Source organism: Bradyrhizobium sp. G127, from assembly GCF_021502575.1.
In the GTDB taxonomy this organism is placed as follows: domain Bacteria; phylum Pseudomonadota; class Alphaproteobacteria; order Rhizobiales; family Xanthobacteraceae; genus Afipia.
Window position 1 is genome coordinate 2504060 of record NZ_JAKFGN010000001.1, and the last position, 12266, is coordinate 2516325.

10 protein-coding genes and 1 pseudogene are annotated in these 12266 nt (G+C 61.2%); 7 read left to right on the forward strand and 4 right to left on the reverse strand.

Translation table 11 applies throughout. The annotated features are described in order from the left end of the window. Nucleotides 1-10 precede the first annotated feature (10 nt). Together LVY71_RS11850 and LVY71_RS11855 are read right to left on the reverse strand one after the other, a co-directional pair. Entirely contained in the window at nt 11-1366 is a 1356-nt protein-coding gene (locus LVY71_RS11850) for a peptidoglycan DD-metalloendopeptidase family protein (protein ID WP_235099953.1), read from the reverse strand. 99 nt (nt 1367-1465) lie between these two features. After that, nucleotides 1466-2200, reverse strand: a complete 735-nt coding sequence (locus LVY71_RS11855) for a peroxiredoxin (RefSeq protein ID WP_235099954.1) — start codon at nt 2198-2200, stop codon at nt 1466-1468. A 277-nt stretch (nt 2201-2477) separates the two neighbouring features. Here LVY71_RS11855 and LVY71_RS11860 point away from each other — a divergent pair, with 277 nt between their 5' ends. Further along, on the forward strand, nt 2478-6110 hold the full coding sequence (locus LVY71_RS11860) for a YhdP family protein (RefSeq protein ID WP_235099955.1): 3633 nt from the start codon (nt 2478-2480) through the stop codon (nt 6108-6110). Continuing rightward, nucleotides 6107-6550 (forward strand): PaaI family thioesterase, encoded by a 444-nt coding sequence (locus tag LVY71_RS11865; protein WP_235099956.1) that lies wholly within the window; start codon nt 6107-6109, stop codon nt 6548-6550. The genes LVY71_RS11860 and LVY71_RS11865 overlap by 4 nt, the downstream gene beginning before the upstream one ends. Before the next feature lie 11 nt (nt 6551-6561). On the opposite strand, the gene tyrS is transcribed toward LVY71_RS11865, so the two are convergent. Beyond that, a complete protein-coding gene (tyrS, locus tag LVY71_RS11870; RefSeq protein WP_235099957.1) occupies nt 6562-7815 on the reverse strand; it encodes a tyrosine--tRNA ligase in 1254 nt (417 codons plus the stop codon). A gap of 113 nt (nt 7816-7928) precedes the next feature. Between tyrS and LVY71_RS11875 the strand changes: the two genes are divergently transcribed. From LVY71_RS11875 to LVY71_RS11885, 3 genes are read left to right on the forward strand one after another with little or no spacing between them, the layout of a single operon-like run. Next, entirely contained in the window at nt 7929-9026 is a 1098-nt protein-coding gene (locus LVY71_RS11875) for an anhydro-N-acetylmuramic acid kinase (RefSeq protein WP_235099958.1), read from the forward strand. Nucleotides 9027-9040: 14 nt separating this feature from the next. Next, nucleotides 9041-9229, forward strand: a complete 189-nt coding sequence (locus LVY71_RS11880) for a hypothetical protein (protein WP_235099959.1) — start codon at nt 9041-9043, stop codon at nt 9227-9229. Then, nucleotides 9226-9900, forward strand: coding sequence for a glutathione S-transferase family protein (locus LVY71_RS11885; RefSeq protein WP_235099960.1), 675 nt, complete (start codon nt 9226-9228; stop codon nt 9898-9900). The genes LVY71_RS11880 and LVY71_RS11885 overlap by 4 nt, the downstream gene beginning before the upstream one ends. 77 nt (nt 9901-9977) lie before the next feature. On the opposite strand, the gene LVY71_RS11890 is transcribed toward LVY71_RS11885, so the two are convergent. Beyond that, nucleotides 9978-10625, reverse strand: coding sequence for an alpha/beta hydrolase (locus LVY71_RS11890; protein WP_235099961.1), 648 nt, complete (start codon nt 10623-10625; stop codon nt 9978-9980). 240 nt (nt 10626-10865) lie between these two features. On the opposite strand from LVY71_RS11890, the gene LVY71_RS11895 reads away from it, so the two are divergent. Beyond that, nucleotides 10866-12029 (forward strand): cysteine desulfurase family protein, encoded by a 1164-nt coding sequence (locus LVY71_RS11895; protein ID WP_235099962.1) that lies wholly within the window; start codon nt 10866-10868, stop codon nt 12027-12029. Nucleotides 12030-12110: 81 nt separating this feature from the next. Continuing rightward, nucleotides 12111-12266 (forward strand): annotated as a pseudogene (locus LVY71_RS11900) (Fe-S cluster assembly protein SufB); the annotation flags it as partial.

Genomic DNA, 12266 nt, shown 5'->3' on the forward strand with positions numbered 1-12266 from the left:
CCGCGACAACCTAGCCCTGGGTCAACCGGACGCCGGCGCGCAGGAATTTCTGCGGATCGACGGCATCGCCGTCGATCCGGGTTTCGTAGTGCAGGTGAGGGCCTGTTGAACGCCCGGTAGACCCCACGGCGCCGATCACCTGACCGATCTTGATCTGTTCGCCGACCTTGACGCCAATCTCGGACAGATGACCGTAGCGGGTCGACAGCCCGTTGCCGTGATCGATTTCCACCATGCGGCCGTAGCCGCCCGCCCATCCGGCATTGACCACCTTGCCATTCGCTGTCGCGCGGACCGGATCGCCCGTCGCGGCGCGGAAATCCAGCCCGGTGTGCATCGCTGGACGGCCAAGGAAGGGATCGCTGCGAACACCGAAACCCGATGAGAACTCGACGTTGCCGATCACCGGCTTGCGGTATGGCACCAGCGACAGGGTGCGGGTCAGCTTGTCCACCTGCGCGCGGGTGAGGTTGATCCGGTAAAGCTGCCGCTCGAATGCGCCCGCATCCGACGAAGGCTTGATGACCGGCACAAACGGCCCGCCTATGCCACCCTTGGGAGCGGCCGCTTCAAGCTGCGCCAAGTCGAGGCCGAGATCGGTGATGACGCCGCGCATCCGGCGCATCCGCGACTCGTAACTCTCTTCCACCGAACTGAGCGTCGCGATCTGGCGGCCTTCCACCTTGTCGAGCGCAGTCTGCAAGTTCACCAGAGCATTGTCGACGCCCTGGGACTGGGCAAAGTCGGTACGCTGTTTGACGGACGCGGGCGCGCGCGACTCGAGCCGCGCTTCGCGATCCGGGGGGGTGACGAAGATCACGGTATCGTTGATCGGCGACGGCTTGGGAATTCCGGTCGAGCCTGCTTCGCTCGCGAGCGGCGCGCGCGAAGCGGGTTTGATAGAGCCCGTGACCGCAGTGTCCGGCATTGCATTGAGCGCCGCAGCGCGTTGTTCGAGCAGCGCCTGCCGCCGCATGATCTGGTTGAGCTTCTGGTCGTATTGCTCCTGATCGAGCAACTGGCGGCTGGTGGTGCGATCGACGCGGGCCCGCAACTCGGCGATGCGATCCTCGTAGGCGTATTGCATCTCTGCCTGACGGGCGATGAGCCGGGTCAGGACATCGTCGCGAAAGGCAAAGTAGGTTGCCGTCGCCGCGGACCATCCGCCCATGACGATGATGGATCCTGCCACGATCCAGAACACCACGGGCCCGAAGCGTACCGCCTTGCCGTGGTGGACCAGAGTGTAGCCGTTGCGGTCGGGGCGATGATGCCCGTGTGCCTGCTTCCGCTGCTGCACCTTCCCGTGTTGAGGGGTACCATGGTGGTGAGTATGTTCGGAATAGTGGCCGGAACGGTGTGACATCAGCACTCCTGCGCCGCCCGGAACATGCTCCGGACGACTGAATTACAGAGCGCGATTTGAACCGTTCATGGTTAATTTTCGGGAAACGGCGGCGCGTTTCTATGCGGCGCGCGCCGCGGCCAGGACCTCCTCGGCATGCCCATCGACTTTCACATTGCGCCAGATTCGCACGATCTTGCCGTTGCCGTTGATCAAAACCGTTGTGCGAGAAATCCCCATGAACGTCTTGCCGTACATTGATTTTTCGCCCCAAACTCCATAGGCTTTCAGCATCCCGAGAGGCTCATCGGAAACCAGCGGAACGGTCAGGTCGTGCTTGTCTCGAAAGGATTCCTGCGCGGTTACGGGATCGGCCGATATGCCAAGGACCCCGGTCCGGGCCGAGGCGAAGGCGTCTGCCAGGCGGCTGAACGCTATCGCCTCTAGCGTGCATCCCGGGGTATTGGCGCGGGGATAGAAAAAGATCACGAGCTTCCGTCCGGCGTACTCCGCCAGTGACACGAGTCGTCCGCCATCGCGCGGAAGCGAAAATGCCGGTGCCACATCACCCTCGTTCAGCGTCGCGGCCAAGGCGGAGCGACTGGGGGCGGGCTTCTTCTGTGGCTTGGTTGCGGTAGATTTCCTCGCTGATGCAGCCTTGCTCCCCGAACGCTTCGCGATTTTTGCAGGCGTCTTTTTTGCCGTTGTGCCCTGCTTATTTGAGGCGGTACCGGCGGTTTTTCCTGCCGCGGATGCACGGGGCTTTTTCGTCGCACTGCGTTTGGCCGTCTTGGCTTTCGCGCTACCCGTTTTTGAGGCCGATCTGGACGATTTCTCACGGGTTTTCTTGGACATACGCCTTCCTTTCGTCGCTTTCAGCAGGATATTTTGAAGTTTGTGGGGTTCGCAGCGGGTTGCCAGAACGGCGGCCTCCGGCTGGGCAATTCGGACGTCCCCGAGGTATGGTGATAGCCAATCTATTGAATCTGCGACTCTCTCCGGCCAGCGGTCGAACAACGAACGATACAATAAACTAAGACTGGACCTTTAGTCTGGCCGCATCGCCTCCGGCGGCGCGAATCTTTCATTCGACGCCCGGCGGCGGCCAGGCTGACATCAGTACCGAGAGGCAATGTCGAGTTCCGAGCCCCAGAAAGCCTTCGCGAAGGCCGTCGACGAGCACCGGCATTGGGACGATTCCGGGTGGAATCACCATGACGATGCAGCGTCGTGTGACCGGGCGATCAAGCTCCTGAATAGGCCAAGCCTCGGTGTGCACAGGGTTACAGACTGGTTTCGCGGGACGCGGCGCTGGCTGGGTGGCAGCCGTTGGCTTGGACGAGCCGCGATCGTCCTCGCATCGCTCGGCGTGGTCTCCGCCGCCGCTTTTGGAGCGCTGTGGCTGCGTCTCGGCGCGGGGCCGGTCAATCTCGATGTCATGACCCCGTGGCTGGCATCCGCTATCGAGGAAAATCTCGGACACGATCACAAGGTTGAAGTTGGCGGCACGCAGATCGAGCGCGCCGGCCGCATCAGGATTGCAGTCCGGCTGCGCGACATCATCGTCCGTGATCACGCGCGGAACATTGTCGCGAGTGCGCCCAAGGCCGAGGTCCGGCTCTCCGGCACTGCGCTGCTGATGGGGCACCTTCGGGCTGAAACGCTTCGTCTCGTCGGTGCGGAGCTTGCGGTGCGGATCACGCCCGATGGCCGCGTGATTGTTTCGACAGGGCAAAGCAACAGCCCGCTCGCGACGGGCAAAGTCCCGGTCAAATCCGCTGTGCCGGCGTCGTCGGGTCCACCGCCGTTGCCGTTCCAGGCTTCGCCGGCTCCGCCACCCACGGTACCTGCCGCGTCCGCCGCATCTTCAAACGGCGCCGGGGGGTTGATTGCCGCGCTCGACTGGCTCGACAGCCTCAGCGCCAACGGCCTCGATGGTCAGAGTCTCAACGAAATCGGATTGCGCAACGGCGTGCTGACGGTCGAGGACCAGCGCAACGGCGGCGTTCTCAATTTCAAGAATATCAGCCTAAGTCTGCGGCGCCCGCTCGGCGGAGGCGCGGCGCTGAGCGTCGGTGAAGAGGGCAAGAACGGCTGGGAGCTCAAGCTTGCCGCCGGCGCACCTTCGAACGGTGTGCGGTCCATTGAGATCAGCGCTAACAAGGTTCCGGCCAACAACCTGCTGCTCGCGGCCCGGCTGAAGGATTTTACTTACGCCGCGGACATGCCGCTCAGCGGCGAGTTCAAAGGCGAGATCGGCCGCGACGGTCTTCCGACATTTTTCCGCGGCGAGTTCGTCGCCGGCAAGGGCACGATCGTCGATCTGAACGTACCGGATTATCCCATGGTGATAGACCACGCCGACGCGCGGGTCGAATGGGATGCCGGCCGCCGCGTCATGGTGGCGCCGTTTCATGTTTATGCAGGCGCCAACCGTATCACGATGCTCGCGCACCTCGAGCCGCCAAACGACAGCATACCGAACTGGCAATTGGGCTTCAGCGGCGGAACGATCCTGCTGGCCGGAGAGAACGGTGAGAGTCCCTCGATCTTCAACCGCATCGCCATCCGTTTGCGGTTTGACACCGAGAACCGTCGCGTGCTGATGACCCAGTGCGATATCAGCAACGGCGAGATCGGGATCGCTGGTTCCGGGAGCATCGACTATTCCGGCGAACCGCGATTGACACTCGGGCTGGCCGCCACGCCGATGCCGGTCTCGGTCTTAAAGCGGATCTGGCCTGTGCTAGTTACGCCTGAAGTTCGTGAATGGCTGACGGAGCGCGTCGATCGCGGCATGATCCAGCGGCTCGACGTTGCCGTGAATGCGCCAGTGCATACGTTGGTGCGCGGCGGCCCGCCGATTCCGGACGAGGGCCTGTCGGTGAATTTCGCCGCGAGCGGCCTGACCATCCGGCCCGTGGATGATATGCCGTCCGTCCGCGATGCCGACATGAAGGGACGTGTCAGCGGACGAACAGTCAATGTTACGGTAGGACAGGGCGCCGTGGACACGCCCGCAGGCCGGAGGTTGAGCATTTCCGACCTGGTGTTCGAAGTGCCGGACCTGGCGCCCAAACCCGCGCCGACGCGTGTGCGCTTCCGTCTCGATGGGCCGGTGCCTGCTGCTGCGGAAATCCTGCAATCGGAACGGCTGCGCGATGTCGGCGACACCGTAATCGATCCCAATTCGAGCAAGGGTACGATTTCCGCTATTGTCACGCTTGCCATGCCGTTGAAGAACGCGCTGACAAAGGCGGATACGACCTACTCGGTAAATCTCGATCTCGGCGCGCTGGCGGTCGACAAGCTCGCGCTGAACCAGAAACTTGAGGCGAGTTCGCTCAAGGTCGTAGCCGACAATCAGGGCTACCGGGTGAAGGGCGACGTCAAGATCGGCGGCCAGCCTGCGGCGCTTGACTACCGCAAGAACAACGATGGTGATGCGGACGTGAAGGTTGCGGCCGTTCTCGACGACGCGGCCCGCGCGCGCCTCGGTGTCGATCTGGGCTCGAGCATCAGCGGCGCCATTCCCATCAAGCTCAGCGGCAAGATCGCAGGCGGCGAGGGCGATAATCGCGATAACCGCTTTGGAGTCGAGGCCGATCTGACCGCTGCGCGAATCGACAACCTGCTGCCCGGCTGGACCAAGGTCGCGGGCAAGACCACCAAGATGACATTCAATGTGGTCCAGAAACCTCAAGGGACGCGCTTCGAGGACATCGTCATCGAGGGCAATGGTACGCTTATCAAGGGATTCCTTGAGGTCGATGACAAGAACGATCTGGTCAACGTGTCGTTCCCGACGTTCGCGCCCTCGGAAGGCGATAAGGCCAACCTGAAGGCTGAGCGCGCACAGGACGGAACGATGAAAGTGACGATGCGCGGCGAGGTGTTCGATGGTCGCGGTTTCATCAAGAGCGCAATGTCCGGCAGGGATCAGACCGCCAAGGAAAAATCGAAAAATATCGATCTCGATATCGACGCCAAACTTGGGGCGCTGGCTGGTTTTTATGGTGAAGCGGTTCGCAGCGTTGATCTGAAGCTGTCTCGACGCAACGGAACGATCAGGACGTTTTCGCTCAATGGCAAGTTGGGACGTGACACGGCGGTGATGGGCGACATGCGCGGCCGGGGACAGGGGCAGGGACGCGATGTCATGTACCTTGAGACAGCCGATGCAGGTGCTTTTTTCAGGTTCGCCGACATCTACGCCAAGATGAGCGGCGGCAAGATGTGGGTCGCGGTGGATCCGCCGACGTCCGACCTCTCTCCGCAGGAGGGCTTGCTCAACGTTCGTGACTTCACGATCAAGGGTGAAGCTGCGCTCGACCGCGCAGTGGCCAATGCCCCGGGAGCCAACCCACAGGGCGTTGGTTTTTCCGGCATGCGAGCGGAATTCACCCGACATACCGGTCAACTGCGGGTCAAGGATGGCGTTCTTCGCGGTCCGACAATCGGGGCGACGATCGAAGGAGTTATCGATTATCCAGTTAATCAGGTGAAGATGAGCGGCACATTCGTTCCGCTCTACGGTCTCAATAACATGTTTGGCCAGATTCCGATCGTCGGCCTGTTCCTCGGCGGCGGCAGCAATGAAGGCCTGATCGGTATCACCTACGAGGTTGTCGGTACCCCCGGCGCGCCGGTTCTTCGGGTCAATCCGATTTCGGCGATGGCACCCGGGGTGTTCCGCAAGATCTTCGATTTCAACACCGGCAGGCAGAACGCTCCTGCGGATTTTAGTACTCCCAATCAGCAATGAGCGCATTTCAGGCTCAGGATCCCGATTACGAGGCGCGGGTGCGGCGGACTTTCGCCAACCAGCCGGCGATGGCGACGCTCGGAATTTCATTGGTCCGGATGGAGCCGGGAACGCTCGAACTGCACATGCCGTATGATGCGAAGTTCTCGCAGCAGAACGGCTTTCTGCATGCCGGCGCGATTTCGACCGCGCTCGATACCGCCTGCGGCCTGGCGTCTTACACGCTGATGCCCGCGCAGGCCGATATTCTCACCGTCGAATTCAAGATCAACCTTTTGGCCCCGGCGAAAGGGCAGTCGTTCCGCTTTGTAGGCAGCGTCGTGAAGCCGGGCCGCACGCTCGTGATCGTGGATGGCCGCGCGTTCGCCAACGACGATGGCCGCGAGAAGCTGATCGCCACCATGTCGGCGACCATGATGACGATGCTGCGCCAGAACTGAATGCGGCTGGCTTACACAGGCTTCAGCAGGACGTGACGCTTGCGGCCCATCGACAGCTTCACTACGCCTTCCGACGTGAGATCCTTTGGCATCAGCGCCATCTTTTCATCGGCAATCGCCACGTCGTTGACGCGCAGGCCGCCGCCTTTAATTTGACGCCTTGCCTCGCCGTTGGAGGCCACGAGCCCCGCCTTGACGAACAACCCCAGCACGGACGCACCCGCGTCGAGTTCAGCACGCGGAATTTCCAGCGTCGGAAGATCGCCGGCGATGGTGCCTTCTTCGAACGTCTTGCGCGCGGTCTCCGATGCAGAATCGGCCGCTTCACGGCCACGGATCAGCGCCGTGGCTTCCGTCGCGAGCACTTTCTTGGCTTCGTTGATCTCCTGGCCCTTGAGCGCGGCGAGCTTCGCGATCTCGTCCAGCGGTAGCAGCGTGAACAATTTCAGGAAGCGTTCGACGTCGCCGTCCTCGGTGTTGCGCCAGAACTGCCAGTAATCGTAGTGGCTGAGCAGATCAGCGTTGAGCCACACCGCGCCGGCCGCTGTCTTGCCCATCTTGGCGCCTGATGATGTCGTCAGCAGCGGGCATGTCAGCGCGTAAAGCTGGTGCGTGCCCATGCGACGGCCGAGATCGATGCCGTTGACGATGTTGCCCCACTGGTCGGAGCCGCCCATTTGCAGATTGCATCCATAGCGTCGCGACAGTTCGACGTAATCGTAGGATTGCAGGATCATGTAATTGAATTCGATGAACGACAGTTCCTGCTCGCGCTCCAGCCGCATTTTCACCGAATCCATGGTCAGCATGCGGTTGATCGAGAAGTGCCGCCCGATGTCGCGCAGCATTTCGATGTAGTTCAGTGTCGTGAGCCACTCGGCGTTGTCGGCCATCACGGCGTCGTTTTTACCCGGCCCAAAGCGCAGCAACCTGTTGAAAGTTCCCTTTATCGATTCCTTGTTTGCGTCGATCTGCTCGTAGGTGAGCAGCTTGCGGGTTTCGTCGCGGCCGGACGGATCGCCCACCCGGGTGGTGCCGCCGCCCATCAGCACAACGGGCTTGTTGCCGGTGTGCTGAAGCCAGTGCAGCATCATGATCGAGAGCAGGTGGCCAACATGGAGTGATGACGCGGTACAGTCGTATCCGATGTAAGCCTTTACGTCGCCTTTCTCGGCAAGCGCATCGAGCCCGGCGGCATCCGAAATCTGGTGGATGAAGCCGCGGCTGGCGAGAATGTTGAGGAAATCGGACTTGTAGGCGCTCATGAAGGCACTCTTTGGGGGCGAGCTATTTAGCGTTTATTTGGGCCTGTGGTGTATCAGGTCCGGCGTTGGATTCAACCGAGCGAATGAGGGCTTTTTGCCCGAAGGAGAAGCCCTTGCTGAACGCGATCGGCCTGATGAGCGGCACATCCCTTGACGGGGTCGATGTCGCGCTGATCGAGACGGACGGCGAGCGGATCGGCGCGTTCGGTCCGACGGGCTATCGCCCTTATTCAAACAGCGAGCGCGATTTGCTGCGCACAGCGCTTTTGGACGCTATCGCGATGACGGCCCGCGATGCGCGTCCAGGCGTTCTCGCCGAGGCTGAATCGTTGGTGACACACGCGCATGCCGAAGCCGTCGTGAGTTTTCTGAAAGCAAACAATCTGTCGCGTGACGGGATCGATGTCGTCGGCTTTCATGGACAAACGGTGCTGCATCGCCCCGAACAGAAGCTGACGGTGCAGATCGGCGATGGCCACGCGCTCGCGAAGGCGCTTGGCATTCCAGTGGTGTTTGATTTGCGCGCGGCCGATGTCGCGGCGGGCGGGCAGGGCGCGCCGTTGGTGCCGGTCTATCATCGCGCGCTGATGCGGATGTTGAATCGCGCGGGCCCGACGGTTGTGGTGAATATCGGCGGCGTTTCCAATATCACTTATATAGATGGTGAAATGCTGATCGCCTGCGATAGCGGCCCCGGCAATGCGCTGCTCGATGATTTCATGTTGCGCAGGACAGGCGAAGCCGTGGATCGCGATGGCCGCACAGCGGCGAATGGCCGTGTGGATGTCGACTGGATCGCGCGCGGATTAAGCCGTCCGTTTTTCGCCAAGCCGCCACCGAAGTCACTCGACCGGAATGACTTCGCGGCATTGAGCGTCGATGGCATGACGACGGAAGACGGCGCTGCGACGCTGACGGCATTTAGTGCGGCTTCAATTGCGATGATTGCGGCGGCGTTGCCGAAGATTCCCGCAAGCTGGATCGTGATTGGCGGTGGCGCGAACAATCCGACTTTGATGCGCATGCTGACCGAGCGCCTGGCACCGGCTGCTGTCCTGCGTGGGAACGATCTCGGTTGGTCCGGCGACGCTATCGAGGCGCAGGCGTTCGCCTATATGGCTGCCCGGAGCCTTAAGGGCTTGCCGCTGACGTTTCCGGGAACCACCGGTGTGCCCGCACCGTTGACCGGGGGCGTCCTCGCAAAACCGTGATTTCATGCAGCTGCATGAAACTTGACGCGTGGGATGTCTCCGCCTATAAAGATGCAAATGCATTAATCGAGAATTTTATGCAGATCGCCGACGCCATGTTTCTGGCCACCCAGCTGTTTTTCAGTGCGCGCGGCGTGGTCCGCGTGACGCGTTGCCGGGTGACGAAAGCGATCCGCAGCGTTCGCGGCGGAGACAACCAATGACCGAGATCCTCAAGCTCATCAGCCACAAGCTCTGTCCGTATGTTCAGCGCGCAGTGATCTCTCTGAAAGAGAAGGGCGTGCCGTTCGAGCGCATCGACATTGACCTCGACAACAAGCCCGACTGGTTCCTGAAAATCTCGCCGCTCGGCAAGGTGCCGGTGCTGCAAGTCGGTGACAAGGTGGTGTTCGAATCCGCGGTCATCCTCGAATATCTCGAGGAAACCCAGCCCAAGCCGTTGCATCCGAAAGACCCGCTGACTCGCGCCGAGCATCGGGCCTGGATGGAATTCGGCTCGGCTGTGCTGGGCGATGTCTGGGGTCTGGAGACCGTCACCGATGAAGCGGCTTTCAACGTCAAGGTGAAGCAGGCCACCGAGAAATTCGAGCGGCTTGAATCGCGGCTCGTCGCTGCGCCGTGGTTCGACGGCGAATCCTTTTCGCTGGTCGATGCTGTGTTCGCACCCGTGTTTCGTTACTTTGATACGATCGATGAGATCGGCGATTTCGGCATTCTCGCCAACAAGCCGAAGATCGCGCGCTGGCGCGACAGTCTGCGCGAGCGCGCGTCCGTCCGCGAAGCAGTGAGCGCCGAATATCCGGCGCTGCTGCGGGCCTTCATGAAGAAGCACAAATCGTATCTTTCCCAACTGGATCAGCGTGCCGCTGCTTAAGGGCGCTGGTCCAGTTATAAAAAATGGCGCGGACGAGAAATCGTCCGCGCCATTTTCATTTGAGAAAGAGACGGTCGTCAGCGCACGTTGGCGAGGCGCATGTCGAGATAGGATGTCACCGACTCCATCAGTGGCTCCATCTTGTCGACGAAGAAATGATTGGCGCCCGGAATGATCTGCTGGTCGATCACGATTCCCTTTTGCGTCTTCAGTTTCTCGACCAGCGTGGTGACGTCCTTGGCCGGAGCCACGATGTCCTTGTCGCCATGAACGATCAGGCCGGACGACGGGCAGGGCGCGAGAAACGAGAAGTCGTATCGGTTCGGCTCCGGCGCGATCGAGATGAAACCCTCGACCTCTGGACGCCGCATCAGCAGCTGCATCCCGATCCATGCGCCGAACGAGAAACCGGCAACCCAGCATGCGCGGGCTTCGGGATTAATAGTCTGCGCCCAGTCGAGCGCCGACGCTGCATCGGACAATTCGCCGGTGCCGTGGTCAAAATTGCCCTGGCTGCGGCCGACGCCGCGGAAGTTGAAGCGCAGCACCGAGAAGCCGCGCGCCACGAACGCGTAATAGACCTGATACACGATCGGGTGGTTCATGTTGCCCTGGAATTGCGGATGCGGATGCAGCACCATCGCGATCGGCGCGTTCTTCTGCTTCGCCGGGTGATAGCGGCCTTCAAGACGGCCGGCAGGGCCGGTGAAAATAACCTCAGGCATCAAAATTCCTTTGAAGCATCGTTGTGCAGGCCGGCGGGCCGATGCAAACGGGATGGCTTTCGCGTGTTGTCAGGCGCGCGGCGCGGCGCGATGAACGGGTGTGCCGCGTTCTAGCATGGGGCAAGGGGCGAAAAGCAAGCATATTGAGCAGTCCGCGCGGGTGGCCAAGGCCCGAATTGCTGCTTATTTTCATGCAATTGTCGGCTAAAGCCTTCAGATTGAACCGGATCGTCCGACATCATGCGCAAGCGGGTCTACCTCGACTGGAATGCAACCACGCCGCTGCGGCCTGAAGCCCGCAGCGCGATGCTGGCTGCGTTCGATGTCAGCGGCAATCCATCGTCTGTCCATAGCGAGGGCCGTGCGGCGCGGAAACTAATCGAGGATGCGCGCGCCGCGGTGGCTGCGGCAGTTGGAGGCGATGTTCGTAACGTCGTCTTTACGTCCGGTGGAACCGAGGCCAATGCGCTGGCGTTGGCGCCCGGTTTGCGCCGTGGCAACGGGCAGGCGGTGCGGCGACTGATCGTTTCGGCCATCGAGCACCCGTCGGTGCTGGCGGGCGGGCGATTCCCGCAGAACGCAATCGAGATTGCACCGGTATTGCCCTCGGGCGTGGTCGATCTGGCCACTCTGGAAACCGTGCTGGCGGATCAACCCCCGGCGCTGGTTTCGGTGATGCTGGCCAACAACGAAACCGGTGCGATTCAGCCGATTCCGGAGATCGCGGCACTGGTTCACGAGGTCGGCGGCCTCTTGCATGTGGATGCCGTCCAGGCACTTGAGAAAATGCCGATTAATATCAATGAATTGGGCGCAGACATTCTCACGGTTTCTGGGCATAAAGTCGGCGGCCCCAAGGGAACAGGGGCATTGATCGTAGCGGATGGCCTTTACGGTCTCCAGGCACAGGTCAGAGGTGGCGGACAGGAACAGGGCCGCCGGGCCGGAACCGAAAATGTGACAGGAATCGCTGGCTTTGGAGCGGCCGTGAAGGCTGCGATGGCTTCCCGTGAGGCGAATGCCGCTCGCGCGAAAGCCCTTCAGGCGCGCCTTGAACGCGGTCTCAGGGACCATCCCGGGGCGGTAATCTTCTCGGGCAATGTACCTCGCCTGCCGAATACCACGCTGGTGTCCGCGCCGGGCATGAAGGCGGAAACCGCTGTAATTGGCTTCGATCTGGAAGGCATCGCAGTCTCATCCGGATCGGCCTGTTCGTCGGGCAAGGTCCAGCCATCTCATGTGTTGCGGGCCATGAACGCCGATCCAGCGCTGATAACGGGAGCTATACGTCTCAGTATGGGCTGGGACACGACGGAAGCGGACATAGATCGGTGTCTTGAGGCTTGGAGAAAGCTCTCGGGTGTATTACGTAATGACACATCAATCGGGCTTGAACAGTTCTAAGCTTCACGTACTGCGTGCATTCAGGCCAGATACAACTTAGCGGTCCACCGCGGTCCTTGAAACCGCGAGCGGAGGATGAAAATGCCGGCCGTACAAGAGACGGTTGATCGGGTTCGCCAGATCGACGTCGACCAATACCGTTATGGTTTCGAGACAGTCATTGAATCGGAGAAGGCGCCGAAGGGTCTTTCGGAGGACACGGTTCGATTCATCTCGGCGAAGAAGAACGAGCCGGCT

Coding starts and splice junctions, on each gene's coding strand:
- LVY71_RS11855 (WP_235099954.1), bottom strand. CDS start 2,200: ATGTCCAAGAAAACCCGTGAGAAATCGTCCAGATCGGCCTCAAAAACG.
- LVY71_RS11860 (WP_235099955.1), top strand. CDS start 2,478: ATGTCGAGTTCCGAGCCCCAGAAAGCCTTCGCGAAGGCCGTCGACGAG.
- LVY71_RS11885 (WP_235099960.1), top strand. CDS start 9,226: ATGACCGAGATCCTCAAGCTCATCAGCCACAAGCTCTGTCCGTATGTT.
- LVY71_RS11880 (WP_235099959.1), top strand. CDS start 9,041: ATGAAACTTGACGCGTGGGATGTCTCCGCCTATAAAGATGCAAATGCA.
- LVY71_RS11895 (WP_235099962.1), top strand. CDS start 10,866: ATGCGCAAGCGGGTCTACCTCGACTGGAATGCAACCACGCCGCTGCGG.
- LVY71_RS11850 (WP_235099953.1), bottom strand. CDS start 1,366: ATGTCACACCGTTCCGGCCACTATTCCGAACATACTCACCACCATGGT.
- LVY71_RS11890 (WP_235099961.1), bottom strand. CDS start 10,625: ATGCCTGAGGTTATTTTCACCGGCCCTGCCGGCCGTCTTGAAGGCCGC.
- tyrS (WP_235099957.1), bottom strand. CDS start 7,815: ATGAGCGCCTACAAGTCCGATTTCCTCAACATTCTCGCCAGCCGCGGC.
- LVY71_RS11865 (WP_235099956.1), top strand. CDS start 6,107: ATGAGCGCATTTCAGGCTCAGGATCCCGATTACGAGGCGCGGGTGCGG.